The organism is Caulobacter sp. FW305-C-30-S16, assembly GCF_058783025.1.
The window spans coordinates 1-25,750 of sequence record NZ_JBYSYH010000005.1 but is presented as its reverse complement, the minus strand read 5'-3'; the positions used below and the strand labels follow the sequence as shown (position 1 = coordinate 25,750).

Annotated in this window: 30 protein-coding genes and 1 pseudogene; 15 read left to right on the top strand and 16 right to left on the bottom strand. The window is 69.5% G+C overall.

Translation table 11 applies throughout. From position 1 onward, the window contains the following. Nucleotides 1–91: 91 nt before the first annotated feature. The 5 genes from AC3WJT_RS16480 to AC3WJT_RS16460 form a co-directional block, all read right to left on the bottom strand. Entirely contained in the window at nucleotides 92–1,030 is a 939-nt protein-coding gene (locus tag AC3WJT_RS16480) for an alpha/beta fold hydrolase (RefSeq protein ID WP_492344222.1), read from the bottom strand. Then, nucleotides 1,023–1,499 carry a PaaI family thioesterase gene (locus tag AC3WJT_RS16475; RefSeq protein ID WP_492344221.1) on the bottom strand — a complete coding sequence of 159 codons (477 nt, stop codon included), beginning with the start codon at nucleotides 1,497–1,499 and terminating at the stop codon, nucleotides 1,023–1,025. The genes AC3WJT_RS16480 and AC3WJT_RS16475 overlap by 8 nt, the downstream gene beginning before the upstream one ends. Nucleotides 1,500–1,622: 123 nt before the next feature. Continuing rightward, entirely contained in the window at nucleotides 1,623–3,422 is a 1,800-nt protein-coding gene (locus AC3WJT_RS16470) for a M3 family oligoendopeptidase (RefSeq protein WP_492344220.1), read from the bottom strand. 45 nt (nucleotides 3,423–3,467) lie between these two features. Beyond that, nucleotides 3,468–4,406, bottom strand: a complete 939-nt coding sequence (locus tag AC3WJT_RS16465; RefSeq protein ID WP_492344219.1) for an alpha/beta hydrolase — start codon at nucleotides 4,404–4,406, stop codon at nucleotides 3,468–3,470. A gap of 22 nt (nucleotides 4,407–4,428) precedes the next feature. Continuing rightward, complete coding sequence (locus AC3WJT_RS16460; protein WP_492344218.1) at nucleotides 4,429–5,079, bottom strand: metal-dependent hydrolase; 651 nt, start codon at nucleotides 5,077–5,079, stop codon at nucleotides 4,429–4,431. Nucleotides 5,080–5,171: 92 nt separating this feature from the next. Here AC3WJT_RS16460 and AC3WJT_RS16455 point away from each other — a divergent pair, with 92 nt between their 5' ends. The 4 genes from AC3WJT_RS16455 (at nucleotide 5,172) to AC3WJT_RS16440 (ending at nucleotide 8,855) form a co-directional block, all read left to right on the top strand. Beyond that, the gene (locus AC3WJT_RS16455) at nucleotides 5,172–6,053 is read left to right on the top strand and encodes a LysR family transcriptional regulator (RefSeq protein ID WP_492344217.1); all 882 of its coding nucleotides are present in this window, start codon (nucleotides 5,172–5,174) and stop codon (nucleotides 6,051–6,053) included. Nucleotides 6,054–6,164: 111 nt separating this feature from the next. Further along, nucleotides 6,165–7,628 (top strand): sigma-54-dependent transcriptional regulator, encoded by a 1,464-nt coding sequence (locus tag AC3WJT_RS16450; RefSeq protein WP_492344216.1) that lies wholly within the window; start codon nucleotides 6,165–6,167, stop codon nucleotides 7,626–7,628. After that, nucleotides 7,628–7,750: a hypothetical protein gene (locus AC3WJT_RS16445; RefSeq protein WP_492344215.1), complete on the top strand. Its 123-nt coding sequence runs from the start codon at nucleotides 7,628–7,630 to the stop codon at nucleotides 7,748–7,750. Before AC3WJT_RS16450 ends, AC3WJT_RS16445 begins: the two co-directional genes overlap by 1 nt. A gap of 76 nt (nucleotides 7,751–7,826) precedes the next feature. Continuing rightward, the gene (locus tag AC3WJT_RS16440) at nucleotides 7,827–8,855 is read left to right on the top strand and encodes a phosphotransferase family protein (RefSeq protein WP_492344214.1); all 1,029 of its coding nucleotides are present in this window, start codon (nucleotides 7,827–7,829) and stop codon (nucleotides 8,853–8,855) included. Nucleotides 8,856–8,864: 9 nt separating this feature from the next. Here the strand turns inward: AC3WJT_RS16440 and AC3WJT_RS16435 are convergent, their stop codons facing one another. From AC3WJT_RS16435 to AC3WJT_RS16405, 7 genes are all read right to left on the bottom strand, one after another. Next, entirely contained in the window at nucleotides 8,865–9,578 is a 714-nt protein-coding gene (locus AC3WJT_RS16435; RefSeq protein ID WP_492344213.1) for a ribonuclease T2 family protein, read from the bottom strand. A gap of 4 nt (nucleotides 9,579–9,582) precedes the next feature. Then, the gene (locus tag AC3WJT_RS16430; RefSeq protein ID WP_492344212.1) at nucleotides 9,583–9,900 is read right to left on the bottom strand and encodes a hypothetical protein; all 318 of its coding nucleotides are present in this window, start codon (nucleotides 9,898–9,900) and stop codon (nucleotides 9,583–9,585) included. Further along, a complete protein-coding gene (gene gapR, locus AC3WJT_RS16425; protein ID WP_488899696.1) occupies nucleotides 9,897–10,163 on the bottom strand; it encodes a nucleoid-associated protein GapR in 267 nt (88 codons plus the stop codon). The genes AC3WJT_RS16430 and gapR overlap by 4 nt, the downstream gene beginning before the upstream one ends. Before the next feature lie 60 nt (nucleotides 10,164–10,223). Further along, nucleotides 10,224–10,838, bottom strand: a complete 615-nt coding sequence (locus AC3WJT_RS16420; protein ID WP_492344211.1) for an HAD-IA family hydrolase — start codon at nucleotides 10,836–10,838, stop codon at nucleotides 10,224–10,226. Between the two features lie 2 nt (nucleotides 10,839–10,840). Then, nucleotides 10,841–10,966 carry a type B 50S ribosomal protein L36 gene (gene ykgO / locus AC3WJT_RS16415; RefSeq protein ID WP_492344210.1) on the bottom strand — a complete coding sequence of 42 codons (126 nt, stop codon included), beginning with the start codon at nucleotides 10,964–10,966 and terminating at the stop codon, nucleotides 10,841–10,843. 101 nt (nucleotides 10,967–11,067) lie between these two features. After that, nucleotides 11,068–11,448, bottom strand: a complete 381-nt coding sequence (locus AC3WJT_RS16410) for a hypothetical protein (protein ID WP_492344209.1) — start codon at nucleotides 11,446–11,448, stop codon at nucleotides 11,068–11,070. A 32-nt stretch (nucleotides 11,449–11,480) separates the two neighbouring features. After that, nucleotides 11,481–11,861: a hypothetical protein gene (locus tag AC3WJT_RS16405; protein WP_492344208.1), complete on the bottom strand. Its 381-nt coding sequence runs from the start codon at nucleotides 11,859–11,861 to the stop codon at nucleotides 11,481–11,483. Between the two features lie 124 nt (nucleotides 11,862–11,985). Between AC3WJT_RS16405 and AC3WJT_RS16400 the strand changes: the two genes are divergently transcribed. Further along, nucleotides 11,986–13,278 carry a lytic murein transglycosylase gene (locus AC3WJT_RS16400; RefSeq protein WP_492344207.1) on the top strand — a complete coding sequence of 431 codons (1,293 nt, stop codon included), beginning with the start codon at nucleotides 11,986–11,988 and terminating at the stop codon, nucleotides 13,276–13,278. On the opposite strand, the gene AC3WJT_RS16395 is transcribed toward AC3WJT_RS16400, so the two are convergent. Further along, nucleotides 13,275–14,561, bottom strand: coding sequence for an MFS transporter (locus tag AC3WJT_RS16395; protein WP_492344206.1), 1,287 nt, complete (start codon nucleotides 14,559–14,561; stop codon nucleotides 13,275–13,277). The genes AC3WJT_RS16400 and AC3WJT_RS16395 overlap by 4 nt on opposite strands. Nucleotides 14,562–14,675: 114 nt before the next feature. On the opposite strand from AC3WJT_RS16395, the gene motA reads away from it, so the two are divergent. The 5 genes from motA to AC3WJT_RS16370 all read left to right on the top strand — a co-directional run bounded on the left by motA (nucleotide 14,676) and on the right by AC3WJT_RS16370 (nucleotide 18,939). Beyond that, nucleotides 14,676–15,545 (top strand): flagellar motor stator protein MotA, encoded by an 870-nt coding sequence (gene motA, locus AC3WJT_RS16390; RefSeq protein ID WP_492344205.1) that lies wholly within the window; start codon nucleotides 14,676–14,678, stop codon nucleotides 15,543–15,545. A 146-nt stretch (nucleotides 15,546–15,691) separates the two neighbouring features. Then, nucleotides 15,692–15,967, top strand: coding sequence for a hypothetical protein (locus tag AC3WJT_RS16385; protein ID WP_492344204.1), 276 nt, complete (start codon nucleotides 15,692–15,694; stop codon nucleotides 15,965–15,967). Nucleotides 15,968–16,042: 75 nt separating this feature from the next. Beyond that, nucleotides 16,043–17,857 (top strand): tRNA (5-methylaminomethyl-2-thiouridine)(34)-methyltransferase MnmC2, encoded by a 1,815-nt coding sequence (gene mnmC2, locus AC3WJT_RS16380; protein WP_492344203.1) that lies wholly within the window; start codon nucleotides 16,043–16,045, stop codon nucleotides 17,855–17,857. Between the two features lie 51 nt (nucleotides 17,858–17,908). Further along, nucleotides 17,909–18,328, top strand: coding sequence for a DUF6491 family protein (locus tag AC3WJT_RS16375; protein WP_492344202.1), 420 nt, complete (start codon nucleotides 17,909–17,911; stop codon nucleotides 18,326–18,328). Nucleotides 18,329–18,414: 86 nt separating this feature from the next. Further along, nucleotides 18,415–18,939: a DUF3833 family protein gene (locus tag AC3WJT_RS16370; protein WP_492344201.1), complete on the top strand. Its 525-nt coding sequence runs from the start codon at nucleotides 18,415–18,417 to the stop codon at nucleotides 18,937–18,939. A gap of 10 nt (nucleotides 18,940–18,949) precedes the next feature. On the opposite strand, the gene AC3WJT_RS16365 is transcribed toward AC3WJT_RS16370, so the two are convergent. Beyond that, nucleotides 18,950–20,323, bottom strand: a complete 1,374-nt coding sequence (locus tag AC3WJT_RS16365) for an HlyD family type I secretion periplasmic adaptor subunit (protein WP_492344200.1) — start codon at nucleotides 20,321–20,323, stop codon at nucleotides 18,950–18,952. After that, nucleotides 20,323–22,065, bottom strand: a complete 1,743-nt coding sequence (locus AC3WJT_RS16360; protein ID WP_492344199.1) for a type I secretion system permease/ATPase — start codon at nucleotides 22,063–22,065, stop codon at nucleotides 20,323–20,325. Before AC3WJT_RS16360 ends, AC3WJT_RS16365 begins: the two co-directional genes overlap by 1 nt. 18 nt (nucleotides 22,066–22,083) lie before the next feature. Here AC3WJT_RS16360 and AC3WJT_RS16355 point away from each other — a divergent pair. The 4 genes and pseudogenes from AC3WJT_RS16355 to AC3WJT_RS16340 all read left to right on the top strand — a co-directional run. Continuing rightward, a pseudogene (locus AC3WJT_RS16355) lies at nucleotides 22,084–22,347 on the top strand (helix-turn-helix domain-containing protein); the annotation flags it as partial. Between the two features lie 178 nt (nucleotides 22,348–22,525). After that, nucleotides 22,526–22,840 carry a hypothetical protein gene (locus tag AC3WJT_RS16350; RefSeq protein ID WP_492344342.1) on the top strand — a complete coding sequence of 105 codons (315 nt, stop codon included), beginning with the start codon at nucleotides 22,526–22,528 and terminating at the stop codon, nucleotides 22,838–22,840. Nucleotides 22,841–23,057: 217 nt separating this feature from the next. Continuing rightward, a complete protein-coding gene (locus AC3WJT_RS16345) occupies nucleotides 23,058–23,411 on the top strand; it encodes a hypothetical protein (protein ID WP_492344198.1) in 354 nt (117 codons plus the stop codon). A 64-nt stretch (nucleotides 23,412–23,475) separates the two neighbouring features. Continuing rightward, nucleotides 23,476–23,904: a hypothetical protein gene (locus tag AC3WJT_RS16340; protein WP_492344197.1), complete on the top strand. Its 429-nt coding sequence runs from the start codon at nucleotides 23,476–23,478 to the stop codon at nucleotides 23,902–23,904. On the opposite strand, the gene AC3WJT_RS16335 is transcribed toward AC3WJT_RS16340, so the two are convergent. Continuing rightward, nucleotides 23,891–24,700, bottom strand: coding sequence for an enoyl-CoA hydratase (locus AC3WJT_RS16335; protein WP_492344196.1), 810 nt, complete (start codon nucleotides 24,698–24,700; stop codon nucleotides 23,891–23,893). The two genes, AC3WJT_RS16340 and AC3WJT_RS16335, sit on opposite strands and share 14 nt — an antisense overlap. Nucleotides 24,701–24,759: 59 nt before the next feature. Between AC3WJT_RS16335 and AC3WJT_RS16330 the strand changes: the two genes are divergently transcribed. Beyond that, nucleotides 24,760–25,593, top strand: coding sequence for an enoyl-CoA hydratase/isomerase family protein (locus tag AC3WJT_RS16330; protein ID WP_492344195.1), 834 nt, complete (start codon nucleotides 24,760–24,762; stop codon nucleotides 25,591–25,593). Nucleotides 25,594–25,750 lie beyond the last annotated feature (157 nt).

Sequence of the window (25,750 nt, the reverse complement as noted above, 5' to 3'; positions counted from 1 at the left end):
GGGAGTAGGGAGTAGGGAATAGGGCGTAGCTAAAGAGCAGGCGCGGAGTCCGCGGCGTGAACCGGTCGAACTACGCCCTACGCCCTACTCCCTAAGCCCTTTCCCCCGGCCACCCCGCCAGCAACCCCCGCAATGCCCCCACAAACGCCAGCGGCTGATCGATCATCACGTGATGGTCGGCGTCGGGGATCGCGATCTGCGGCGAGCCGGGCGGCAGCAGGCCGCGCATGTAGTCGAGGATGTGCGGCTCAGCGAGGCGCGAACGGTCGCCCCACATCATCGCCACGGGACAGGTGATCCTGGCCAGCAGCGGGCCGCGATCCTCCATCATGAAGGACGACCACATGAAGGGGTCGAATCGCCAAGTCCAGCCGCCCTCGACCTCCTTCAGCGCGTTCCGGGCGATCCAGTCGGCGATGTAGGGATTCTCGCAGCCCTGCGGCGGCGCCAGCCGGAACCGGCCGAGCGCCTCGGTCAGAGTCGGGTAGACGCGATTGGGACTGACCCGCTTGGGTGGCCCGCGCCATTCCAGCTCCGGCGGGCGGACCATGGAATCGACCAGCACCACGGCGCCGAGCCGGTCGCCGTACTTGCTGGCCGCCAGCATGGTCGGAAAGCCGCCGAAGGAGTGGGCCACGAACACCGGCTTGCCGGCGGCGTAGAGACCGGCGGCCTCGGCGGCGGCGAACGATTCCTGGGCGAATTGTTCGGCGGTGTATTTTTCGCGCCAGTCGGACCGGCCCATGCCGCTCCAGCTGAACGCCGCGACCCGGTAGTCCTTCGCGAACCACGGCGCGATGAAGGTCCACCAGTCGGCGCTGGCGCCGTTGCCGTGCAGCAGCAGCAGGCCGGGCTTGCCGACCTCGCCCCAGGTCAGCAGCTCGATCTCCGCGCCCTCGAAGTCGAAGGTCGACCGTTCAGGCTTGTCGGCCAGGGCGGCGTCGAACCAGGCCGGCGCCGGCGGGACTTCACCGTTGAACGTTGCGAGCGGGGCCGGGAACTCCGGCCAGGGCTTCTGATCGTCAGGCATGGGCCGCCTCGACAAAGGCCTTCTCGCCGGGACGCGGCGGGCGCGGACCGATCACCTTGTAGATGGCCGAGCCGGTCATCAGCGTGCGGTCGCCCGACCAGAGCTTGCCGCGCACGGTGTAGACGTCGGCCTCCTCCGAGACGATCTCCGAGTGCCCCTCGACCCAGTCGCCGAGCTTCGCGGCCGACAGGAAGTCGCAGGTCAGCCGGACCGTGACCCAGAAATGCGACTTCTGCACCGAGATCACCCGTCCCCAGGCCACGTCCGCGACCGTCATCAGCATGCCGCCGTGACAGTTGGCCATGCCGTTGGTGTGGTGCTCCTCGACGCGGAAGCCGAGCGTGCAGTCGAAATCCTCGTAGCGCTCGTAGAGCGGACCGATCTGGCGGCCGAAGCCCCGGGTCCAGTTCAGCGGCTTGAACCCCGCCGGAATATCGCCCGCCTGGGCCTCGGTCAGATCATCGGACATGGTCCGACTCTAACAAGCGTTTGATTGTGGGGGAAGCAGCCCGGGGACATGTACCGAAGGTACGTGTCCCTAAACCCGCGGAAGCTCGATCGAGGGACACGTACCTTCGGTACATGTCCCTGTTCACACCAGCGCTTCGAATTCCTCGACCAGCCGGGCGATGTCGCGGCAGCCGGCGGCCCAGAACTCCTTCTTGCGCGGATCGAGCCCGAACGGGGCCAGCGCCTCGACGTAGGTCTTCGTGCCGCCAGCGGCGAGCAGTTCCTCGTAGAGCGGCGCGAAGCCGATCGGGTCCTCTCGGCGCTTCTCCATCAGCGCCCGCACCAGCAGGTCGCCGAAGGCGTAGGCGTAGACGTAGAACGGCGCATGCACGAAGTGGCTGACGTAGGCCCAGTAGTGCTCGTAGCCGTCGTTGAGTTTGATCGCCGGGCCGAGACTCTCGCCCATCACCTCCAGCCACAGCGCGCCGATCTCGTCAGGCGACAGCTCGCCCTCCTGGCGGGCGTCGTGGAAGCGGGTCTCGAACTGGTGGAAGGCGATCTGGCGCACGACCGTGTTCAGCCCGTCCTCGATCTTGCCGGCCAGCAGCGCGCGGCGGTCGGCCGGGCTCGCCTCGGCCAGCAGGCGTTCGAACACCAGGCCCTCGCCGAAGATCGACGCCGTCTCGGCGAGCGTCAGCGGCGTGTCTGCCAGCAGGGTCCCGAGCGGCGCGCAGAGGGTCTGGTGCACGGCGTGCCCCAGTTCGTGGGCGAGGGTCAGCACGTCCCGCCGTTCGCCCATGAAGTTCATGAAGACGTACGGGTGGCGCGTGGCCGTCACCGGATGGCTGTAGGCGCCGGACTGCTTGCCGGGGCGCGGCCGGGCGTCGATCCACGGGCTGGCGAAGAAGGTCCGGGCCTGGTCGGCGAACTTCGGGGCCAGGGCGGAGAAGCTCTCCAGCACCACGCCCTTCGCCTCGTCCCAGCCGTACTGGCGGGGTGTCGCCGCATCGAGCGGGGCGTTGCGGTCCCAGTAGTCGAGCGTCTTGCGGCCCATCACCTTTGCCTTGGCGGCGTAGTAGCGATGGCTGGTGGCGGCGTAAGCCTCGGTGACCGCCTCGGCCATGGCGTTGACCGCGTCGGCGTCGACCTCGTTGGCCAGGTGCCGCGACTGGGCCGGGTAGTCGTATTTCCGCCAGCGATCCTCGACCTGCTTCTCGAAGGCCAGGGTGTTCATCACCAGCGCCATGGTCGGGGTGCGGTCATGCAGCGCCTCGGCCAGGCCGTTGGCCGCCTGCTTGCGCCGCGCCGCCGACGGGTCGGACAGCCGGTTGAGCGCCTCGGGCAGGGTCAGGTATTCGCGGCCGACCTTCGCCGTCAGCTTGGCCAGGGTCTCGTCGTACAGCCGCGACCAGTTGGCCACCGCCGGGCCGCGATCGATCAGCAGCCGCTCGAGATCGGCCGACAGTTCATGCGGCCGGCTCAGGCGCAGCCGCCGGATCCACGGCCGCCAGCGGGCCGCCGCCGGGACAGCAGCCAGGGCGGCCTCGAGCTCGGCGTCTTCCAGTTCGTTGAGTTCCAGCGTGAAGAACAGGCTCTCGGCGCCGATCTGCGAGGCGCGGGTGCGCAGGTCGCCCTCGAACCGCGACCACTCGGGATCGTCCCGCGCGGTCGAGGACGCCAGCGAGGCGTAGGCGCCGACGGTCCAGAGACTGTTGGTCGCCTGTTCGTAGAGGCTGACGCCCTGGTCGATCAGCGCGCCCAGCGCGGCGGCGTCGGAGCGGGCGGCGACGAACCGGCCCTTGAGCGCGACCAGCGCGTCGTTGCTGCGCTTCGCTTCGGCAAGGTCGAGCTCGATCCGGGGATCGGTGCGGCTCTCGTAGAGATCAATGAGACTCCACTCCGGCGGGGTCTCGAGGGCGGTCGGCTTCACGGGGGCGTTCATGGAGGCGGATATGGCGCGAGGACAGACGAGGCGCAACGCCCTCCCTCAGACGAACCCCTTCCGCTTCCACCAGGCTTCGACCAGCGCCGGCCAGGCCGCCACCGGTTTGCCGCCGGTGAAGCGCAGGCCGAAGCCGTGGCCGCCTTCCTCGAAGACGTGCATTTCGGTGGGGACCTTCGCGGCGCGCAGGGCGTCGAAGAGGCGCAGACTGTTCTCTACCGGCACCGAGGCGTCGTCACCCGCATGCAGCAGGAAGGTCGGCGGCGCGTCGGCGCGAGCACTATCCTCCAGCGACCAGCGGCGCTCCTGGTCCGCCGTCGGCGCGACGCCGAGCAGCTGTTCGCGCGAGCCGGCATGGGCGAAGGCCGGATACATCGTGGCGACCGGATACATCAGCATCGACAGGTCCGGCCGGGCGGACAGACCATCGACGGCGTCGACCGGCGCGTAGGTCGGGGCGTCCCACATCAGGCTCAGGCAACCGGCGACGTGGCCGCCAGCCGAGAACCCCATCACCCCGACCCGGGCAGGATCGGTCGCCAGCGACCGCACCAGCCGCAGCGCGCGCTGGGCGTCCTGCAGCGGCGCGGCCGGACCCGCAGCCCAGCCGTCGGCCGGGAGGCGGTAACTGGCGACATAGACGGTGACCCCGGCGGCCGCGAAGCGCTCGGCGCATTCGTAGCCCTCCTTGTCCATCACCACCCATTTGTAGCCGCCGCCGGGGGTCATCAGCAGCGAGGCGCCGTTGGGTCTGGCTGGCGCGAACACCGTCAGGGTCGGGGTGCGGACGTGCTTCACATATCGGTCGCGAAGGGGATTGGGCGGCGGATTGCGTTCGACCACCGCCTCGGTGACGGAGACCCCCTCCCCGCCTGGCGGACCGTTCGGCCAGATCGGGATGACCCGGGGCGCCGCCGCCAACGCCGGGCCGGCGGCGGCCAGGCCGGTGGCTGTCAGCAGGGTGCGTCGCGTCCAGGCCGCCATCGCCGTCTCCAGGAAACCGGTGTCAGGCTATCCGCCCGGGGCGCCGCTCCACAAGCCAGGCGACGGCGGCGACCGCCAGATAGATGCCGATGGCCATGGCGCCGGTCGGGACCGGGTCGCTTCCCATGGGCGCCAGCTTCGACGCGATCTGCACGCCCGTCAGCACCAGCAGGAAGGTGGCGGCGGGCCAGACGCTGAGGCCTTCCCTCGCCCGAACCCAGGCCCAGCCCGCGCCGGCGGTCGCCAGCAGGCCCATCTCAAGGGTCGCTTCCGGGATCGGGTAGTTCCACCAGCCGAGACCGACCTTCTCGGCGCCGAACCAGAGCTCCAGGTCCGGTCGGTGGACGAGAAAGTCCAGCAGCCAGTGCGAGAATACCGCCAGGCCCACGAACACCGACGCTCGCCACGGCGTCTTCAGCAGCCCGCGCGCCAGCAGGGCGCCACCCACCGACCAGGCCAGGGCGCCCGGCAGGCTGTGGGTATAGGGCATATGGTAGAGTTCAAGCGGACTGCCCGGCAGGTCCGGATTGACGCTGAACTTCTCGGCCCCGGTCATGATCAGGGCGCCCCAGCCGATGTCCATCAACTGGCAGGCGGCGACATAGCTCCACAGCGGCGCGCGGGGCTCGGCGGCGCGCAGGGCCAGGGCGGCGGCGTAGTGTCCGACGAACATCGGCGTCTCTCCTTCTCTTGAGGCCGAAGGTGTCGCCTGCAATCGGATATTCGTGAATTGCAGATCATCGCCTGTTTGATATGCAATTTTGCATGGACTGGAATCTCTATGCCTCGTTCCGCGAGGTCATGCGGCAGGGCAGCCTGTCAGCGGCGGCGCGAACGCTGGGCCTGACCCAGCCGACGCTCGGCCGGCACGTGGCCGCGCTGGAGGCGGAGCTGGGCGTGGCCCTGTTTACCCGCTCCCCCCAGGGACTGACCCCGACATCGGCCGCCGCTGACCTGTTGCCCCGGGTCGAGGAGATGCATGCCGCCGCCGAGGCCGCCGCAAGGGCCGTCAGCGGCGGCCCTGCCAATGAGACGGGCGTGGTCCGCATCACCGCCAGCGAGATCATCGGCGGGGTCGTGCTGCCGCCGATCCTCGCGAGGTTCCGGGAGGCGCACCCGGCGATCGTCGTCGAGCTGGTGCTGACCAATCGCAATGAGGACCTGCTGCGGCGGGACGCGGATATCGCCGTGCGCATGGTGCGGCCCGCGCAGGCGGCGCTGGTCGCCCGGCGCATCGGCGCGGTGGCCATCGGCCTGTTCGCCCACCGCCGCTACGCGGACGCGCACGGCCTGCCGTCGAGCATCGAGGAGGTCGCCGACCATCCCCTGATCGGCTTCGACCGGGACGAGATCTCGCTGCGCTCGCTCGAAGGGGCCGCCGCCTTCCTCCAACGCGACCGGTTCGCCTTTCGCTGTGACAGCGACCTGGCCCAGTTGGCCGCGCTGCGGGCCGGCTATGGCCTGGGCGGCTGCCAGCTGGGCATCGCCGCAGACGCGCCGGATCTGATCCCGGTCCTGCCCGACCTGCTCCGCTTTGAACTGGAGATGTGGCTGGCCATGCACGAGGACCTGAAGCCGGTCGGCCGGGTGCGGACGATGTATGATTTTCTCGCCGCTGAACTGGGGCTCTACGTCCGCCGCCGTTAACCCCCGACTCAGGTCTCCGAAACCCGGCCTTTACCCCCCTGTGTTTCAATCCGGGTCAACAAGAGCGGCGCTCCATGTCGGGCGCACGCCGGTTCGGTGGGTGAGCTTCATATGACCAAAACGGTCCTGGTCGTCGACGACGACCCGACGCAAAGGCGTCTGATCCAGGCGGTGCTGGAACGCGAGGGCTTCGCCGTCGCCCAGGCCGAGGACGGCGACAGCGCGATCAAGCACCTGATGAGCGGCCAACCGGCCGACGTGGTGCTGCTTGATCTTCAGATGCCCGGTCTGAACGGCCACGACACGCTGAAGGAAATGCGCGCCAAGGGCTACGGCCAGCCCGTCATCGTGCTGACCGCCGGGGGCGGCGTGGAGACGGTGGTCAAGGCCATGCAGGCCGGCGCCGGCGACTTCATGGTCAAGCCGGCCAGCCCCGAGCGGATCATCGTCTCTATCCGCAACATCCTGTCGATGGGCGACATGCGCAGCGAGGTCGACCGGCTGAAGAAGCAGGTCACCGGCCGCACGACCTTCGCCGACCTGATCGGCGACAGCGCCCCGATGCAGATGGTCAAGCGCCTCGGCGAGCGGGCGGCAAAGAGCTCGATCCCGATCCTGATCAGCGGCGAAAGCGGCGTCGGCAAGGAAGTCATCGCCCGCGCGGTGCACGGCGCCAGCGACCGGGCCGGCAAGCCCTTCGTGGCGGTGAACTGCGGCGCGATCCCCGAGAACCTCGTGGAATCGATCCTGTTCGGCCACGAGAAGGGCAGCTTCACCGGCGCCTCGGAAAAGCACCTCGGCAAGTTCCGCGAGGCCGACGGCGGCACGCTGTTCCTCGACGAGGTCGGCGAGCTGCCGCTGGACATGCAGGTCAAGCTGCTGCGGGCGCTGCAGGAGAGCGAGATCGATCCGATCGGCGCCAAGCGCTCGGTGCGGGTGGACGTGCGGATCGTCTCGGCGACCAACCGCGACCTCAGCAACCACATCGCCGAGGGCCGCTTCCGCGAGGATCTGTTCTACCGCCTGAACGTCTATCCGATCGAGGCGCCGTCCCTGCGCGAACGCCGCGAGGACATCCCCGCCCTGGCCGAGGCCTTCATCCGCCGGTTCAACGTCGAGGAAGGCAAGCGTGTCGCCGGCCTGGCGCCGGAGACGGCGGCGATCCTCAACGGCTTCGACTGGCCGGGCAACGTCCGCCAGCTGGAGAACGCGGTCTATCGCGCCATCGTCCTCAGCGACGCGCCGTTCCTGCAGCCGCACGACTTCCCGGCCATTTCGGGGGTCAAGATCGCGCCGCAGGAGCTGATGGCCGCCGCCGCCAGCATGCCGACGCCGCAGGAGATCATCGCCGAGGCCGGCCAGGGTCAGGACTCCCCCGTGCGCATTCTCGACGGTCGCGGTCACGTCCGCCCGCTGGAGGAGGTCGAGCGCGACCTGATCCAGCTGGCGATCGAGATCTATGCCGGTCACATGAGCGAGGTCGCCCGCCGCCTGGGCATCGGCCGCTCGACCCTCTACCGCAAGGTCCGCGAACAGGGCCTCGACGTCGATGGAAGCCTTGAGGAGGCCAGCTGATGCGCCGCCGCATACAGATCCGCCCGTCCACGCCGCGCGACACGCGGCTGAAGACCCTGATGCACCGGATGAAGCTGGCGACCGCCCGCGCGGCGACCCTTCCGACGCCCGCCACGGCCTGACCTCACGGCGCTTGCTTCTCGCGGGGTCAATCGCTCTAGCTGGGCGTGAAATCCGGCTTCCGAAGGGGCGACCAGCGTGGAATCGACCGTTGACCTGACAGTCCTGGCCGGCTGGATGGACGGACAGGGGCTCGGCTCCGGACCCGTCGAGGACGCCGTCCGGCTGACGGGCGGGACGCAGAACATCCTGCTGCGCTTCAGCCGCGCCGGGCGCAGCTACGTCCTGCGTCGTCCGCCGCCGCATCTGCGGGCCAACTCCAACGAGACCATGCGCCGCGAGGCCCGCGTGCTGGCGGCCCTCGCCGGCAGTGACGTGCCCCACCCCGCCCTGATCGCAGCCTGCGGCGACGAGACGGTGCTCGGCGCAGCCTTCTACCTGATGGAGCCGATCGACGGCTTCAACCCGACCGCCGGCCTGCCGCCGCTGCACGCCGGCTCAGAAGCGATCCGCCACCGGATCGGCCTGGCGATGGTCGAGGGGATCGCGAAGCTCGGCGCGCTCGACTATCGCGCCGTCGGCCTGGAAGGCCTGGGCCGTCCCGACAACTACCTCGAGCGGCAGGTCGAACGCTGGAAGGCGCAGCTGGCCTCCTACGCGGAGTTCGCCGACTGGACCGGCCCCGCCGAGATTCCGGGCGTCGACGCGGTCGCGGCCTGGCTCGAGGCGAACCGCCCCGCGAGCTTCCTGCCGGGGATCATCCACGGCGACTTTCATCTGTCCAATGTGCTGGTCCGCCCGGACAGCGGGGAGCTGGCCGCCATCGTCGACTGGGAGCTCACCACCATCGGCGACCCGCTGCTCGACCTCGGCTGGCTGCTGGCGACCTGGCCCGAGGGCGAGGATCCCGATCCGGCCAGCGTCGCCGTGCGGCCCTGGAAGGGGTTCGCCACCGCCGCGGAGCTGGTTGAGCATTACCGCTCACGGACCACGCGGGATCTCTCGGCGATCCACTGGTACGGGGTCCTGGCCTGCTACAAGCTGGGCATCATTCTGGAGGGCACCCACGCCCGCGCCTGCGCCGGCAAGGCCCCGGTGGCCACGGGTGACCGGCTGCACGCCCAGACCATCGCCCTCTTCGAACGCGCCCTGCGCTGGATCGGTTAGGTCACCGGATCAGCGGCGCGGCGTGATCGCCAGCACTGTGCCATCGCCCGCGCCCAACGAGCCGCGGCAGGCCATCGGCCGGTAAGCAAGGTCGTAGCAGAACCGCACGTCCATCAACCGGTTGTCGTCGACGGTCTTGATGTAGATGCCGTCGCGCTTCATCCACGGGTTGGCCGCCACGAAGGCGTCGCGCAGCGCGCCGGCGGTCATCGACGGGCCCGAAAGCTCGGGCATCCTCACCGCATACCATAGCGTCGCGGCCTGCTGGAAATAGGCCTCCGGCGTGTCCCAGCCGCAGGTGCCATGGGCGGCCCACTCATGCTGCTGCATCACGGTCGAGGGGGTCATGCAGGCGGTCTTGCGCACCGTCGCGGGGCTGATCGCCGGGGCCGGACCGCAGTATCGCGGATGGCGGCGCGCGGCGCCGTTGGGCCACAGGCCGTGCAGCACGAAGCCGAAGGCGTTGTCGCGGCACTGGATCTCGTAGCCCCGCCGGTCGCCATTGGCGCGGCAGTCCTCCGGCGCCCAGGTCAGGGCCAGCATGTAGAAGGCGGTCGGCTCGTCCGCCTCGATCTCATCGGCCGGCGGGTCGTAGGCGGGCGCAGGCGTGATCGCGGCAGGCAGCACGCAGGCCGGCGCTGTGGCGGCCTGCTCCACCCCGGCGGGCGCAGCGCAGCCGGCGATCAGCAGAGAAAGCAGCAGGGGCGAAAAGCGGTGCACCATCCGGTCAGTCCTGCTCGGCGGGCGATGGTCGCCGCCCGAACGCCTTGCGTTTCATCGGCTTCTTCTCGCCCTTGGCCTTGGCGGTGATCTCCTTGAGCTTCACGGCCTGCAGCACCGACAGGGCCTGGCCCGCGCCGCCCTTCTCCGGGTCCCCGAAGGCGCGGCCATAGGTCTTCAGGCGATCCTCGACGCTGCCGAGGAACTCGCCTTCCCAGTCGGACAGTTCGATGCCGGCCTTGTCAGCCGTGCGGCGGGCGCGCTTCAGGGCGTTCAGCGCGGCCCGTTTGGCCTGCGCTTTCAGATCTGGCGCGCCGCGCTTCAAACTTCCCCGATGGCCGAGAGGTAGAGGTCGATCAGCGCGTCCTCTTCCTGGCGCTTGGCGCGGTCCATCTTCCGGATGCGCACCACCTTGCGGATGATCTTGACGTCGAAGCCGTTGCCCTTGGCCTCGGCATAGACCTCCTTGAGGTCGGCCATCACCGCCGCCTTGTCCTCTTCCAGCCGCTCGATGCGCTCAAGAATGGTCTTGAGCTGCGTCTGGGCCGTGCTGTTGAGCACGTCGATGGTGGAGGCGTCGTCGGCCATGGGGGAAGGCTCTCACAGGACGGAGGGATCGGGAAGGCCGACCCTCTAGCCCTCCGGGCCTCAGGCCTCAAGCAGTCCGTGGCCGACGAGGACCGGAAACAGGTGGGCAGGGTCCTCGAACCTGTGGACATGAAAGCCCAGCGCGGCGGCGGAAGCGATGTTGGCGGCCGAATCGTCGATGAACAGCAGATCCTGCGGCGCCATCCCTGCCCGCTCGGCGGCCAGCCGGAAGATCGCCGGATCAGGCTTCACCAGCCCCTCGTCGCCGGACACCACCGTATCGCCGAAGCAGGCGAACGCGGGTGAGAGGGTCGTCACGCCGGGCCAGGCCTCGCTGGGCATGTTGGTCAGACCGAACTGGGGAACGCCCCGCGCGGCGAGGGCGAGGATCGCCGACTCGCTCTCGCCGATCACCGGACCGACCATGTCGATGAACCGGTCGCCCCACAGGCGGATCTCCGCCTCATGCTCGGGGTGTTGCGCGATCAGCGCCGTTGCATTGTCCGCAAACGAGACGCCGCGGTCGTGTTCGAGGTGCCAGTCGAGGGTGCAGACAGACGAAAGGAACCGGTCGCAAGCGGCCGGCTCCTGGAAGATCTGTTCGTAGAGGCGACGCGGGCTCCAGCCCACGATCACATTGCCGACGTCCCAGAGTACTCCCCGGGGCGTGCGCATGCTCAGCCCTGTTTGGCCTTGAAGCGCGGATCGGTCTTGTTGATCACGTACATCACGCCCTTGCGACGCACGAGCTTGCAGTCGCGGTGGCGATTCTTCAGCGACTTGAGCGAGCTTCTGACTTTCATGACCCGTCTACCGTTTGCGGGACGTCCGGGCGCCATCTGCGGCGCCTGCGGAAACCCGGTTGTTCCAGAGCGGGCGGCTATAGGCGGCGACGGCTTTTGAGTCAATCCGCGCGCTTGAAGGTCCAGGCGCCATAGGCGCCGTTCTGGTTGGCCATGGTGCCGCCCATTTCGCCGCCGGTGACGAAACCGAGGTAGATGGCGAAATGATCGTTGGTGTTCCACATCACCATGTCGCCGCGCTGCAGCCAGCGTCCATTGGTGTAGGTGGCTCCCTTGTAGCTGTATTTCACCGTGCAGTCGGGCAGCAGGGTCATGGTCTGGGCCACCGCCGGATCGCCCGTCCAGGTGAAGGTCCCCTTCCAGCTTGAGCCGGTCAGGGTCGCGGGCTCGCCGGGGCGTCCGCATCCGCCTTTCGACTGGGCCGCCGCGCCGCCGGCGAGCAGAAGGGACGCCGCCAGGGCGATTCCGAGCATCAGACGCATGGTTCTCTGTCCCCTTTTGACGACCGCCCGGATCAGTCCGCGCGCTTGAATCGCCACACGCCCTGCTGGCCGCGACGATTGTACATGACCCCGCCGATCTGGCCGAGGCCGGCCTGGCCGACATAGACCGCGAAGTGGTCGTTGGACTGCCACTCGATCAGGTTGCCGCGCTGGACCCAGGTCCCGTTGGTGTAGGTCACGCCACGCGAAACGTACTCCACGACGCAGTCCTGGCGCAGGAACAGGGTCATCGGGTTGGGGGCGACGCCTTCCCATTCCGACGTGCCGGACCAGCGGGTGTTGGCGAAGGACGGGCCGCCCGCGGGGTCGGCGCAGTCGGTTTCCGCCGCCGAGGCGGCCCCGGAGAACATCAGCAGCGCCGACGAAAAAACGGCTCCGAGCAACAAACGCATGATTTGTATCCCTACAATCCCAGAGCCCGACTATCCTGCGAGCCTGCGCGTCAGGTCAATCTCGGCACGGTATTCGCAGGCTTGTGATTTAGGGTGCGCCCCCGCACCCCTGTAGCGTAGACCCATGGACCGTCGTTCGTTTCTCGCCCTGATTGTCGCCGGCTGCGCCGACCCCTCGCTGGAGCCGTCGCTGGGCGTCACCAGTCCGGCCCCGCCGCCCGCGCCCGGAACACCGGCCGTGCCGTCGGTTCCCGCGCCCTCGGCGAGCCTTACGCCGTCCGGCGACCCCAATTTCGACGCCTGGCTGTCCGGCTTCTACAATCGCGCCCGCGACGCCGGGGTGCCGGTCGCCGTCCTCGACCGCGAACTGGCCGGGCTGGCGCCCGATGTCCGCGCCTCGGCGCAGGACTCGCGCCAGCCGGAGTTCTCCAAGCCGGTCGGCGACTACGTGAAGGGCGTGGTCAGCGACGTCCGCGTCGCCCAGGGCCGCCAGTTCCGCGACAGCCTGCCCTACCTGGCGACCATCGAGCAGCGCTACGGCGCGCCGCGCGAGATCGTGCTGGCGATCTGGGCCATGGAATCCGCCTTCGGCAAGATCCAGGGCGACATGGACGTGATCCGCTCGCTCGCCACCCTGGCCGCCGACGGCCGCCGGCGCAACTGGGCCGAAGGCGAGCTGATCGCGGCGCTGAAGATCGTCGGTTCCGGAGAAGCCACGCGCACCCGGCTGAAGGGCAGCTGGGCCGGCGCCATGGGCCAGACCCAGTTCCTGCCGTCCGTATTCCTGGCGACCGCCGTGGATGGCGACAACGACGGCCTGCGCGACATCTGGGGCTCCACCGCGGACGCCCTGTTCTCGACCGGCAACTACATGGCGAAGGCCGGCTGGAAGCGTGGCCAGAGCTGGGCGCGGGAAGTGATTTTGCCGTCGGGCTTCGACTATTCGGTGGTCGAGGGTCCGAAGGACACGCCGGCCGGCTGGGCTGCGAAGGGGGTGCGGCGCGCCGACGGCCTGCCGTGGAGCAGCGCCGACCAGACGGCGGAGGCGGGCCTGATCCTGCCGTCCGGCGTCAATGGCCCGGCCTTCCTGACCTTCCCCAATCACATGGCGATCCGGCGCTACAACAACTCGACCGCCTACGCGCTCGGCGTGGGGCTGCTGGCCGACCGCTTCGGCGGTGAAGGCCCGCTGGTCACGCCCTGGCCTTACGAGATTCCGCTGTCTCTGGCTGACCGCATGGCGGCCCAGACGGCGCTGGCGAAGCTGGGCTTCAACCCGGGCGCGCCGGACGGCGTGATCGGCTCAGGCACCCGCACCGCCCTCCGCGCTTGGCAGAAAGCGCGCGGCCTGCCTGCGGACGGCTACCTGTCGATCGATCTGGTGAAGAAGCTGCGGGACGAGGCGGGCGTCCTCTAGACCCCGCCCTCGTCGCTCCGCTCGAGCAGCGCCAGGGTCGCTTCCTCGTCCGCGTCGCCGGCCTCGCCCGCCTTGCGCAGGATGCCGTTCTTCAGGGCGAACACCAGCAGACCGGCCAGGATCACCGCGTTCAGCAGGAACGGACCGGGGTGGATTGCCTCGTAGAGCGTCACGAACAGCGGGGCGATGATCACGTTCAGGCCGTTGACCGCCGCAATCGCCGCCGCCGCCTGCGCCTGCTCGTGCATCTGCACCGACAGCGAGGCCCCGGCGGTGAAGCCCGGCCGGGCGAAGCCGTAGCCGAGGCAGGCGATGGCGTAGCCGGCCACGACGGTCCAGTAGTCCGGCGCGAACGCGGTGATCAGGTTGCCGACGCAGGCCAGCGCGACGCCCCAGCGCAGCAGCGTCTTGGGCCCCATGTTGAAGATGCGGATCAGGCCCCACTGCGCCAGCAGGCCCGCCATCGCCCCGGCGGCCATCGAGACGGCGATGAAGCCCAGCGCCTCGACCGGCGAAACGCCCAGTTTGTCGATGATCATGAAGCCGAGGGTGTAGCCCTGGGCCGTCTGGCAGGTGGCCACCAGGAAGCCGTAGATCAGGAACGGCGCGAGCCGCTTGTCCTTCCACAGCGCCGCCCCGGCCAGGCGGCGGGTCTCGCGGGGGACGGACTCCTCGGGAAGCATCCGCCAGACCGCGATCAGCATGCACAGCGCGATCAGCGAGAAGCTGAACAGCGGCCCGGCCAGCGACACTACCGGCAGGATGAACATCGGCGCGAGGAACGGCCCGACCACGGTGCCGAGACCGAAGGCCCCCGCCAGGCTGGCCATCATCTGGGTGCGCTCGGCGCGCGAGGTCCGCTCGGCGACATAGGCCTGGGTCGCCGGGTTGGACGCCGACCCGATCAGGCCGAACAGCGCGCGGGCCAGCAGGAAGACAATGAAGATCACCGGCCAGGGCGCCAGGTGATGCAACCCCGCCGTCACGACCAGGCCGCAGCAAAGCATCGACACCGCGAACCCGGCGAGACCGAGCATGATCAGCGGGCGACGGCCGCGCTTGTCGGACTCCCGGGCCCAGATCGGCGACATGACGGCCCAGAGCAGCGCCGACAGCGAGAAGATCGCCGCCATGAAGGCGTCCGGAATGCCGATCTGCCGCCCGATCGCCGGCAGAATGGACATCAGGCCCGTGTTGCCGATCGCGACCACGATCGAGACGGCGAACAGGATGGCGAAGGATCGCGGGGCGAGCTTCGGGACGGATCGCGCCTGTGAGGTCATGGCTGCAGTCTAGGGCGCGTCGAAACAGCGGCGCAACGGCCCCCGCGCTCATCGCCCATTAAGCATTCCGGCGGATTCTTCGTCCGTTAACCCCGACAGGCGGCGTCTCACTCCATGTTCCAGATCATCGGCATCGTGCTGCTCTTCGGCCTCGTGTTCGGCAGCTACATCATCTCCGGCGGCAAGATGGAGGTGATCCTTCACTCCCTGCCTCACGAAATGATGGCCATCGGCGGGGCCGGCGTCGCCGCTTTCCTGATCTCGAACTCGATGACGGTCGTTAAGGGCTCGCTGGGGGGTCTGGGCAAGGCCTTCGCCGGCCCGAAGTGGAAGGCGAGCGACTACCGCGACCTGCTGTCGCTGCTCTTCCTGCTGACCAAGACGATGAAATCCAAGGGCGTGATCGCCCTCGAAAGCCACATTGAAAAGCCCGGCGACAGTTCGATCTTCTCGCGCTTCCCCCGGATCATGAAGGACCACTTCGCCGTCGACTTCATCTGCGACACGCTGCGGATGATGACCATGAACCTGGAAGATCCCCACCAGGTCGAGGACGCGATGGAGAAGCAGCTCGAAAAGCACCATCACGAACACGGCGAGCCCGCGCACGCCCTGCAGAACCTGGCCGACGCCCTGCCCGCGCTGGGTATCGTCGCCGCCGTGCTCGGCGTCATCAAGACCATGGGCTCGATCACCGAGCCGCCCGCCGTGCTGGGCGGGATGATCGGCGGCGCCCTGGTCGGCACCTTCCTCGGCGTGTTCCTGGCCTATGGCCTGGTCGGTCCGATCGCCGCGCGACTGAAGGCCGTCGTGGACGAGGAGGCCGCCTTCTATCGAATCATCCAGGCGGTGCTGGTGGCGCACCTGCACGGCAATGCTGCGCAGATCTCCGTCGAGATCGGCCGCGGCAGCGTCCCCTCGGCGGCCCAGCCCAGCTTCCTCGAACTCGAGGAAGCCCTGTCCACCATACCGAATGAAGCCTGAGGCCTTTCGTCGCGGAAAAAAGTGATCACAGGGGCGTGAAGTCGGCCCTTGCGCTCCTCGCTGAGAGCGGCATAGTCCGGTGTGCGCCTCCCCGACGGGGCGCGTTAGAAAATCCTCACAGGGGACTCCAGGACATGACCTCCGATATGCTCCGTAAGCTGCTCGTCGCCGGCGCCGCCGTCGCCGCTCTCTCCGTCGCCGCCTGCGGCAAGCCCGCTGAAAAGGCCGAAGACGCCGCCGCGACCGCCGACGCCGCCGCCGCTACGGCGACCGACGCCGCCGCGACCGCTGACGCCGCCGCCGCCGACGCTTCGAAGGCCGCCGCTGACGCCGCCGCCGCCGCTCCGGCCGCTGACGCCGCTGCTGCTCCGGCCGCTGACGCCGCTGCCGCTGCTCCGGCCGCGCCCGCGCCCGCGCAGTAAGACACGTCACAACGCTTCACGCGTTGTAAGGAAGGGCCGTCCTCCGGGGCGGCCCTTTTTCTTTTTCCGGTTCAGATGACGTCAGACTCGACCCGCGCCGCCGATCCGGCCCTCGTCTGGGGCGATGACGGCCTGCCCCGGTCGGGCCGGTTCGGCGATGTCTATTTCTCCAGCGATGACGGTCTGGCCGAGACGCGCGCGGTATTTCTGACCGGATGCGGCCTGCCTGAGGCCTGGGCCGGACGACGTCGCTTCGTGGTCGGTGAACTGGGCTTCGGCACAGGGCTCAACATCGCCGCCCTGCTGGATCTGTGGAGCCGCCGCCGGCCTGCCGGCGGCAGGCTGAACATCTTCTCCGTCGAGGCCTTTCCCGTTTCGCGGGACGACGCCGCGCGCGCGCTGGGGCGCTGGCCCGAGCTGGCGCCGGTCGCCGACCGGATGCTGGCGCAGTGGCCGCGGCGGGCGGCGGGTTTCCATCGCCTCGACCTGCCGGAACTCGACGCGACGCTCGATCTGGCGGTGATGGACGTCGAGAGCGCCCTCGGCCAGTGGACCGGGCGCGCCGACGCCTGGTTCCTCGACGGCTTCGCCCCGGCGACCAATCCGGCGATGTGGAGCCAGCCGGTTCTGGACCGGATCGCCGCCGCAAGCGCGCCCGCGGCCCGCGTCGCCACCTTCACCGTCGCCGGAGTCGTCCGGCGTGGTCTGCAGGCCGCCGGATTCACCGTCGAGAAGCACCCTGGCCACGGTCGCAAGCGCGAGCGGCTGGAAGCCCGCTTCGCCGGGGAGCCGACGATCATCCCGGCCCTGCCCACGGTCGCCATCCTCGGCGCGGGGATCGCCGGGGCCTCGCTGGCGCGGGCGTTTCGCCGGCTGGGCGTAGAGCCTGTGCTCATCGACACGGCGGGACCAGGGGCCGGCGCGTCCGGAAATCCCGCGGCGCTGGTCTCGCCGCGGCTCGACGCCGGCCTCGGCCCGTCGGCCGCCTTGCATGCGCAGGCCTTCGCCCATGCCGTGGACCTCTATCGCGCCCTGCCCTCCGCCGTCATCGCGCACGGAGCCCTGCAGCTGGAGGCGACGCCCAGGGACGCCGCCCGGTTCGACACCCTGGCCGGGGCGGACCTGTTCGAGGCGGGAACCCTGGCGCGCCTGGACGCCGCGCAGGTCGGCGCCCGCCTCGGCGAACACGCTCCGGCCGGCCTCGATATCCGCGACGCCGTCGTGCTCGACCCTGCGGCGGCGCTGGAGGCCTGGACAGGGCCGGTCCGGGTCGCGACCGTTGACCGGATCGAGGCGCGAGAGGGTCGCCAGGCCCTGATCGATGCGCAGGGCGTGGTGCTCTGCACCGTCGACGCCGTCTGTATCGCCGGCGGCCACGCCAGCGCGACCTTTGCCCCGGATCTGACCCTGCAACCGATCCGCGGCCAGGCCAGCTGGACCGTCGATCCGGAGCCCGCCGTCGCGCTCTCGAAGGGCGGCTATGTGATCCCGCTGCGCGGTGGCGGCGTCCTGTTCGGCGCCACCTTCGACCGGGACCGGACAGACACGGCGACCACGCCGGCCGATCACGACCGCAACCGCACCCTGCTGGCCGAGACCCTGCCCCGGCTCGCCGGGCGGGTCGCCGACCGTGACTTGCAGGGGCGGGCCTCGATCCGGGCGGCGACCCGCGACCGGCTGCCGCTGGCCGGGCCGGTTCCGGATGCTCCGGGGCGGTTCATTCTGGCGGGGCTCGGCTCGCGCGGCTTTTCGACGGCGCCGCTGCTGGCCGAACATCTCGCGGCGCTGGTCACGGGCTCGCCCTCCCCCCTGCCGGCTGACCTGGCCGCCCTGGTCGATCCCGACCGGTTCGCGGCCCGTGCGCGGCGCCGCGCCTCGATCCGGACGTAACCGCGTGTCAGGATGCAACCGGGACCGGGAGCCACACGTCTGGAGACCGCTATGAAAACACTGACCACAGCATGCCTGATTGTCGGACTGGCCCTCACCGCCGGCGCCTCGGCGCTGGCGTCCGACGCCGCGCCCGGGCCGGCCGCGAACCCTCCTGCGAAGCGAGCATGCTTCTTCTCTCACCAGATCAACGGGTGGCGGGAAGACAGGTCCGCGCGCGACAACGTCGTCTACCTCGATGTGAACGCGCACGACGTCTACCGGCTGGACATGTTCGGGCCCTGCAACGGCCTCAACGAGGCGATCTCCATCGGCGTCGAGACCCGCGGCGGCGGTACGGCGATCTGCGACGGGCTGGACGTCACCCTGATCACGAACTCCTCGGTCGGGCCCTACCGCTGTCCTGTGTCGAAGATCACCAGGCTGACGCCTGAAGAGGCCAAGGCCCTCGCCGCAAGCAAGCGGCGCTGACGCTCCACGCCCGCCGCGACAGCCTGTCGCAGGACGGATCGGCAACCAATCCCGCCCCGCGACATTCCGCGTCGTGGTGGACGCGCGTGGCCGGCCATAAGGTCGCCGAACGCCGTTCACCCTCGGCGGGGGACAATCGTTTGGACGGAGACGCGCACGGCAGGATCGGTCCTTTCAGGCCGGAGGTCTTCTTCGTGGGCCGCACGGAGGGCTGGGGGCTGACCCGCGGCCCGACCGGCAGGCTGCAGCGGCGCTGCCAGGTCATCACCGAGGGACGACTGGACGACGCCTACCGCGCGATCAAGTTCGACGAAGCCTTCCATTGGGAAGATGGCGAGTTCGATGAGTGGCGCTGGGCCATGACTCGCGGGCTGAACGGCCAGTATGTCGCCGCCGAGGCCCTGGCCGGACCCGGCATTCAGGGGCGCTACGAGGGCGCGGACTATGTGCTCTCGTTCCGACGGCCGCTGAGATCCGACGGCGGGCCCAGGCCCCGCTTCCTGACCCGCTTCACCCAGATCTCGTCGACGGTCGCGCTGAAACACGTCCGCGTCTTCCTCTGGGGCCTGCCGGTCGGACAGATGACCGTCTTCCACCGGCGCGTGGATTGACGCTCCCGCTCTAGTGCTCGCGGCCGGAGCGCCAGAAGGTCTGCGTGAGCGGTTCCAGCAGATAGTCCAGCGCGGTGCGCTTGCGCAGCGGGACAAGCACCTCGACCGGGAGGCCCGCCTGGAGACCCGTCTGGGCGCCACGCACCTTCTGGATCCGCGCCAGTTCAGTCGGCGGAACCGAGATCTCGGCGCGGAAGAAACGCTGGCCCGACTGTTCGTCGACGAAACTGTCGGCCGAGAGCTTGGTCAGCCGGCCCTTGAGAATGGGCAGGTTGCGCTCGTGCAGCGAGGTGAAGCGGATCTGGGTTTCCTGGCCGAGCTTGAGATCGTCCGCGTCGTTCGGCGCGACCATCGCCTGGATCACCAGGGCGCGATCCTGCGGCACGATCTCCATCAGCACGTCGCCTGGACCGACGACGCCGCCGACCGTGAAGACCTTCAGGCCCACGACCTTCCCGCTTTCCGGCGCCCGGACGGTCGCCCGGGACAGTTGCTGGCGCATGGCGCTGAGCTTGGGCTGCAGTTCGTCCAGCCGGACGCCCACATCCCGCAGCTGGCTTGTGACTTCCTCGATCATCTGGCGGTCGAGGGACAGGAGCTGCATCCGGGTCTCGCCGACGGCCTCGCCCGAGCGGGCGATCTGGGCGCGGTAGGAGCCGTTCTCGCCAGCCAGGGCGGCCTCGTTGCGCTCAAGCGCCCGAACCCGGTTGACCGGCGCATAGCCCTGGGCGGCGAGCTTGCGCATGCCGTCCAGCTCCTCGCCGATCAGCCGCTGCTGTTCGGCGTTGGCGTCGAGCTGGCGCTGGAAGCCGGTGACCTGTTCGGTCAGCTGCCCGATCCGCTGGCCGAGCACGCCGCGCTGCGCCGCAATGGCGTTGCGGCGCGCGTCGAACTGCTGCCGCTGCAACATCATGGCCTCGGCGGCGAGCGTGACGTCTTCCGGGGCCAGCTTCGAGAACTCGGGCGGCGCGGAGAAGCTCGACAGCTGCCGCCGCTCTGCGTCGAGCCGGGCCCGCTGGGCCAGCAGGGTGAAGACCTCGCTGGTCGCGGCCCGCTCGTTGGCGCGCAGGTCGCCGGCGGCGATCTCGACCAGCATCTGGCCCTTGGCGACGGTCTGGCCCTCGGTGACGTGGATGGCGCTGACCAGTCCGCCCTCACGGTGCTGGACGCTCTGCCGGTTGCCGGACACCGCGATCACACCTTGGGCATAGGCGCCCGCGTCGAGCCGGGTGATCGCCGCCCAGCCGAGAAACAACACGAAGAAGGCGCCGGCGACGATGGTCCCCCAGCGCAGCTCGCTGCGGGGGTCGTCGCTGAGGCTGTCGGGTGTCGGCGAGGCCGTCCCGGGATGGTCCAGCGCGACGGTCATATCGGAGACGCTCATTACTGGCCCTTCAGCTCGACGACGTTGGAGCTCGGCGCGGGCCGGCCCGCGCCGGTCATGGCCGCCAGCACCTCGGCGCGCGGGCCGAGGCGTTCAACCATGCCATCGCGCAGAACCAGCAGCTTGTCGGCCGCGGCGAGGACGCCGGTGCGGTGGGCGATGATCATGATCGACGCGCCGCGCGCCTTGGCGTTGGTCAAGGCCTTGGACAGGGCCAGTTCCCCCTCGGCGTCGAGGCAGGAGTTGGGCTCGTCAAGCACCAGCAGGGCAGGGTCGCCGTAGAGCGCCCTGGCCAGGGCCACGCGTTGCCCCTGCCCGGCGGACAATCCGCGACCGCCGTGGGCCAGCACGGTGTCGTAGCCCTGGGGGAGCTTGAGGATCATGTCGTGGACGCCGGCCACCTGGGCCGCGGCGACAGCGGCGGCGTCGATCGCGACGGGATCCTCGCCGCGCCAGACCGCGAAGCGGGAGATGTTGTCACGCACGGTGCCGGCGATCAGGGCGTTGTCCTGCGGCAGGTAGCCGATGTGCCGGCCGAGCCGGTCCGGGTCCCAGTCGGCGAGATTGGCGCCGTCCAGCCGCACGACCCCGGCGTCCGGCGCGAGGGCGCCGACGGCCAGACGGGCCAGCGTGCTCTTGCCGGCCCCACTGGGACCGACCACGCCCAGCACCTCGCCCGCCGCGAGGGCGAACGACACGCCCTTCAGCACCACTGTGTCCGATCCCGGCGCGCGCTGGGCCACCTTGTCGAACAGCAGGGCGCCCTTCGGATCCGGCAGCTGGGTGCGCGGGGTCTCCGGCTCGGCGGAGGAAAACAGTTCGGCGAGCGTCTTCAGGGCGCCGCGCGCCTGGACGACGGTGCTCCAGGACCCGACGACCTGCTCGACGGGCTGCAACGCCCGGCTCATCAGGATCGAGGCGGCGATGATGGCGCCGGCGGAGATCTGGCGTTCAACCGCCAGCCAGGCGCCCAGGCCCAGCGCCGCCGACTGCAGGAACAGACGCAGGAATTTGGTGCCGGCCGCATAACCGCCGCCGGTGAACTGGGCCTGGCCGGCAAGGCTGAGGCCGGTTCGCCGGTCGGCCAGTTGCCGCTCGCGCAGGGCGCCGCGCATGCCCAGCGCCCGGACGATGTCGGCGTTCTGGGCGGCCGCTTCCTGCGAGGCGTAGGCCGCGTTGGTCGCCTTCATGGCGTCCTGCGATTTCGACTTGGTCGACCGCTCGTTGAATATCGCCAGGCCGACGAGGATTACCCCGCCGAGAATGGTCAGCCCGCCCAGGGCCGGGTGCAGCATGAAGGCGATGATGACGTAGATCGGCGTCCAGGGCGCATCCAGGAAGCCGAGCGCGGCGGGTCCCGAAATCGCCTGCCGCAGGACGTCGAACTCACGCATGCCCAGGATCGGCGCGCCGGGCGCGCTGCGGGCCATCAGCTTTTCAAGCAGCGGACCGGCCAGGATCTTGTCCAGCCTCAGGCTGGCGCGCACGAGCAGGCGGGCGCGCAGGGCGTCCAGCGCCGCGAGGGTCGCCAGGGCGAACGCCACCACCAGGGTGATGAAGGCGAGCGTCATCAGCCCCCCGGTCGGCACGACCCGGTCGTAGACCTGCAGCATGTAGATCGATGGCGTCAGGAACAGCAGGTTCAGCAGGCCGCTGAACACGGCGATACCGATGAAATGGGGCCGGCAGGCGCGGAACGCCGCGGCCATCGGCGCCGGTAGATCGATACTCAAAATCTTCACGGCCTGCCCTTTTTGGGAATGCGTCTCTGGCGCAAGCAATCCTTATTCCACATGCCCTGCGCGGCCAATGCGTCAATGTCTCTTCATCGCAGGGCTAACAAGGGGGATGGACGAACGGCGCCGTCGGCATTTACCTCTGCGTTCATGGGGGAGCAGCACGACCCGTTGGCGATAGAACGGCTAACCCCGCGTGAGCGGGAATGCCTCCGTCTGGTCGCGGAACACCTCCATTCCAAGGAGATCGCCCGGCGGCTGCACATCTCGCAGCATACCGTCGATGGCCACCTGAACGAGGCGCGCCGACGCCTCGGCGTGGCCAGCCGCCGCGACGCCGCCCGCCTGTTGCGCGACTGGGAGAACGGCCATGACCCCCTCAATGATCTAGGGGGCGCCGCGGCGGGGATAGCCGTCCTGCCCGATGATCCATCAGCCTTGACGCAGTTGCTGCGGGAGGCGGGAAATGGACGGCATCAAGGATCAGACGACCTGGGACGTGGGAGTCCCACCAATCATCGAACCGGCGGCGGAGCCGGAACTCTGGAACGCGGCGGCGGACATGCCGGTGTGGACCTGGAGCCAGTTGGAGGACGCGCTGAGCGAGCTGGCGGCGAGCCGGCAACAGCACGACATGATCGAGAACCTGGTCTCGGCCACGCGCAAGCAGGCCCGGTACCTGCCTTCGGGACACATCCTGAAGGAGATTCTCTGCATCGCCTGGGTGATCGCGGACGAGACGTTCAAGGGCGGTCGCGAGGAGGGCTCCTCCATGACCTAGGACCCCTCGGCCGCCTGGCGCTGATCGGAGGCGCCGCCGTCCTGGCCGCCCTGTTGCTGAGCGCCGTGATCATCGCGAGCCACCAGTTCGCCTACGTGATCCAGCAGAGCATGTCGGGCTGGGACAACTAGCCGGGACCTGAGGGTCCCACACCCCTTCAGAAAATTCGCACGGAACCGCCGCGTCGAGCCTTCGGCGCGGACCGGAGGAGCATGCCATGAAGCGCAAAATTCTCGGCCATCAGGTGGCCGACCAGCTGTTCGCCGCCGAAGCCGCCATCGACGGCGCCCTGTCGGCCGTCGCAACCTTGACGGCGATGCTGCCCAATGCCCGCATCGAGGCGCGCCTGTCGGCCGTCGTCGGCCAGGGCGTGTTCGACCGGTCCTGCCAGACCATCGCCGCCCTCACCGAGGCGCGCCGGGGCATCGTGGAGACCCACCATGAACTGACCCGACTGCAGCACAGCATCGGCCTGGGCGCCGTCGCTCTCGGCGGCCACGACAAGCCCGATGAAAACGAGCCGCCCCTGGAAGGACGCCTGCGCGCCGTGGCCAGAAGCCGCGCCGCCTGAGGCTTACGTCCGGCCCCGGTTTGGGGTCTGATGGCCGGAGCAACCCCTGGGGGACGTTCCGGCCATGTTTCAGACCCCTGCATCGCAGATCGGCCTGGTGATCATGGCCGCCGTCTGCCTGTTCGTCGGCTGGGCCGGCCGGCGCCCGCAGAAGGTGGCGGCGGCTGTCGTCTTTGTCGGCTGGATCGCCTCGGCCGCGGCCGAGGACCGAACCTTCCGCCATCCGCAGTTTCTCACCATGGCCCTGGACGTCGTCCTGACGGTGGTCTTCATCTCCCTGGCCCTGCGCTGGCGCCCGCTCTGGCTGACCGCCCTGGCCGCCTTCCAGGTCCTGACCATGGCGACCCATTTCGCCATGATCCTCGATCCCCGGATCTGGCCCCGCGCCTCGATCACCGCCTACATGATCTGGAGCTACCTGGTGCTGGCGTCTCTCGGCTGGGGCGGGATCGTCGGCCTGCTGGAGCGACGGCGAGCCGCTACCGACCCGTGAACGCCGGCGCCCGTTTCTCGACGTAGTGGGCGACGCCCTCCTTGAAGTCCGCCGACGTGAAGCTGTCCTGCATGTCGCCGTTGGCGGTCTCGATGGCGTCGCCGAGACCCTGGAACTGCGCGCCCCAGATCTCGGCCTTCATCACCCGCATCGAGCGGGGCGAGACCTCGGTGGCCAGCATCCGCGCGTAGGCCATCACCTCGTCCATGAAGCCCTCGGCGGGGATGACGCGATTGACCAGGCCGATGCGCTCGGCCTCCGCGGCGGTCACCCGGCGCGCGGAGAACAGCAGGTCGGCGGCGTGAGCGATGCCGACCAGTCGCGGAAGCAACCAGCTGATCCCGTGCTCGGCGATCAGGCCGCGTCGCGAGAAGGCGGTGGTGAAGACGGCGTTGTCCGCCGCGAACCGGATGTCGGTGTAGAGCGCCATCACCATGCCCAGCCCCGCGCAGGCGCCGTTGATCGCCCCGATGATCGGCTTGGGCACGCTGGGGAAGTAGGAATAGGTCTTGCGGAAATCCTCGCGGGCCTGCGGATCGAACGGGCCGTCCGCGACCGCCGCCCGCGTCCCTGCCCCGATGCCCTGCAGGGCGTTCATGTCGGCCCCGGCGCAGAAGCCGCGGCCCGCGCCGGTCAGCACGATCACCCGCACGGCCGGATCATCGCTCGCCGCGCGCATCGCGGCCCGCACATCGACGTGCATCTGGCCGGTCCAGGCGTTCAGCCGGTCGGGCCGGTTGAGGGTCACCACCGCGACGCCGTCCTCGACCTGATAGAGAATGTCCTGATAGCTCATGGCGGCCTCCCGGTTCTGTTTGGCGGGAGCGTAGACGAGCAGCAGCGGGAGTCGAGGCGATGAAGGGTGTGGCGTTCGGACGGACCACCTACGAGACCCTGCTGTGCGACCGGCCGGCGGCGGGTGTGGCGCGCATCACCCTGAACCGGCCGGGCGCGATGAACGCCTACAGCTTCGGCATGACCCAGGACCTGCAGGCGGCCGTCGGCGCGTTCCGCGACGACGACGCGCTGAAGGTGCTGATCCTCACAGGCGCCGGGGAGCGGGCCTTCTGCACGGGCGGCGATATCTCCGGCGACGACCCGGAGCACTCGGCCCATGTCGCCTCCGCGCCCATGGGCCACGGGCGCGAGATGCGCGAGGGCATGCAGGCCGTTGTGCTGGCCCTGCATCGGCTGGACAAGCCGTCGATCGCCATGGTGCGCGGATATGCGGTGGCCGGCGGGCTCGCGTTGGCCTGCGCCTGCGATTTCCGGCTGGCTGCCGAGAGCGCGAAGCTGGGCGACACGAGCAACAAGGTCGGCCTGCTGCCCGACGAGGGCGGCGCCTGGCTGTTCCCGCGCCTGATGGGCCTGGACCGCGCGCTGAAGATGACCCTGCTGAGCGAGATCTACGACGCGCCGACGGCGGCGAGGCTGGGGCTGGTGACGGAAGTCGTCGCCGACGCCGCCCTCGAAGAGCGGACTCTGGCGTTCGCCGCCGCCCTCGCCACCCGCGCCCCGCTGGCCGTCCGCCTGAGCAAGACGATGATGCAACGCGCCGGCCAGATCAGCCTCGAGGACTCGATGATCGACGCCCAGCACGCGGTGATGATCGCCAACCCGAGCGCCGACGTCCGCGAGGGGATCAAGGCCTTCCGCGAGAAGCGGGCGCCGAAGTTCGAGGGGCGGTGATCAGCCGTCCGCCTTCGACGCGGCACACTGCCTTGAATGTAGGGAACCCGGCTATTCATCCGAAGCCCGCAGGGCGAAGGATGGTGGACACGACTGGGACTTCACGGTCTTCCAACGACCCGTTTTCATCGTCCTGGACCGTCTCGGGATCATCGTC

What these genes read in the sequence shown, in the direction of transcription:
- AC3WJT_RS16480 (WP_492344222.1), bottom strand. Translation starts at nt 1,030, where the DNA reads ATGCCTGACGATCAGAAGCCCTGGCCGGAGTTCCCGGCCCCGCTCGCA.
- AC3WJT_RS16475 (WP_492344221.1), bottom strand. Translation starts at nt 1,499, where the DNA reads ATGTCCGATGATCTGACCGAGGCCCAGGCGGGCGATATTCCGGCGGGG.
- AC3WJT_RS16470 (WP_492344220.1), bottom strand. Translation starts at nt 3,422, where the DNA reads ATGAACGCCCCCGTGAAGCCGACCGCCCTCGAGACCCCGCCGGAGTGG.
- AC3WJT_RS16465 (WP_492344219.1), bottom strand. Translation starts at nt 4,406, where the DNA reads ATGGCGGCCTGGACGCGACGCACCCTGCTGACAGCCACCGGCCTGGCC.
- AC3WJT_RS16460 (WP_492344218.1), bottom strand. Translation starts at nt 5,079, where the DNA reads ATGTTCGTCGGACACTACGCCGCCGCCCTGGCCCTGCGCGCCGCCGAG.
- AC3WJT_RS16455 (WP_492344217.1), top strand. Translation starts at nt 5,172, where the DNA reads ATGGACTGGAATCTCTATGCCTCGTTCCGCGAGGTCATGCGGCAGGGC.
- AC3WJT_RS16450 (WP_492344216.1), top strand. Translation starts at nt 6,165, where the DNA reads ATGACCAAAACGGTCCTGGTCGTCGACGACGACCCGACGCAAAGGCGT.
- AC3WJT_RS16445 (WP_492344215.1), top strand. Translation starts at nt 7,628, where the DNA reads ATGCGCCGCCGCATACAGATCCGCCCGTCCACGCCGCGCGACACGCGG.
- AC3WJT_RS16435 (WP_492344213.1), bottom strand. Translation starts at nt 9,578, where the DNA reads ATGGTGCACCGCTTTTCGCCCCTGCTGCTTTCTCTGCTGATCGCCGGC.
- gapR (WP_488899696.1), bottom strand. Translation starts at nt 10,163, where the DNA reads ATGGCCGACGACGCCTCCACCATCGACGTGCTCAACAGCACGGCCCAG.
- AC3WJT_RS16420 (WP_492344211.1), bottom strand. Translation starts at nt 10,838, where the DNA reads ATGCGCACGCCCCGGGGAGTACTCTGGGACGTCGGCAATGTGATCGTG.
- ykgO (WP_492344210.1), bottom strand. Translation starts at nt 10,966, where the DNA reads ATGAAAGTCAGAAGCTCGCTCAAGTCGCTGAAGAATCGCCACCGCGAC.
- AC3WJT_RS16410 (WP_492344209.1), bottom strand. Translation starts at nt 11,448, where the DNA reads ATGCGTCTGATGCTCGGAATCGCCCTGGCGGCGTCCCTTCTGCTCGCC.
- AC3WJT_RS16405 (WP_492344208.1), bottom strand. Translation starts at nt 11,861, where the DNA reads ATGCGTTTGTTGCTCGGAGCCGTTTTTTCGTCGGCGCTGCTGATGTTC.
- AC3WJT_RS16400 (WP_492344207.1), top strand. Translation starts at nt 11,986, where the DNA reads ATGGACCGTCGTTCGTTTCTCGCCCTGATTGTCGCCGGCTGCGCCGAC.
- AC3WJT_RS16395 (WP_492344206.1), bottom strand. Translation starts at nt 14,561, where the DNA reads ATGACCTCACAGGCGCGATCCGTCCCGAAGCTCGCCCCGCGATCCTTC.
- motA (WP_492344205.1), top strand. Translation starts at nt 14,676, where the DNA reads ATGTTCCAGATCATCGGCATCGTGCTGCTCTTCGGCCTCGTGTTCGGC.
- AC3WJT_RS16385 (WP_492344204.1), top strand. Translation starts at nt 15,692, where the DNA reads ATGCTCCGTAAGCTGCTCGTCGCCGGCGCCGCCGTCGCCGCTCTCTCC.
- mnmC2 (WP_492344203.1), top strand. Translation starts at nt 16,043, where the DNA reads ATGACGTCAGACTCGACCCGCGCCGCCGATCCGGCCCTCGTCTGGGGC.
- AC3WJT_RS16375 (WP_492344202.1), top strand. Translation starts at nt 17,909, where the DNA reads ATGAAAACACTGACCACAGCATGCCTGATTGTCGGACTGGCCCTCACC.
- AC3WJT_RS16365 (WP_492344200.1), bottom strand. Translation starts at nt 20,323, where the DNA reads ATGAGCGTCTCCGATATGACCGTCGCGCTGGACCATCCCGGGACGGCC.
- AC3WJT_RS16350 (WP_492344342.1), top strand. Translation starts at nt 22,526, where the DNA reads ATGGACGGCATCAAGGATCAGACGACCTGGGACGTGGGAGTCCCACCA.
- AC3WJT_RS16345 (WP_492344198.1), top strand. Translation starts at nt 23,058, where the DNA reads ATGAAGCGCAAAATTCTCGGCCATCAGGTGGCCGACCAGCTGTTCGCC.
- AC3WJT_RS16340 (WP_492344197.1), top strand. Translation starts at nt 23,476, where the DNA reads ATGTTTCAGACCCCTGCATCGCAGATCGGCCTGGTGATCATGGCCGCC.
- AC3WJT_RS16335 (WP_492344196.1), bottom strand. Translation starts at nt 24,700, where the DNA reads ATGAGCTATCAGGACATTCTCTATCAGGTCGAGGACGGCGTCGCGGTG.
- AC3WJT_RS16330 (WP_492344195.1), top strand. Translation starts at nt 24,760, where the DNA reads ATGAAGGGTGTGGCGTTCGGACGGACCACCTACGAGACCCTGCTGTGC.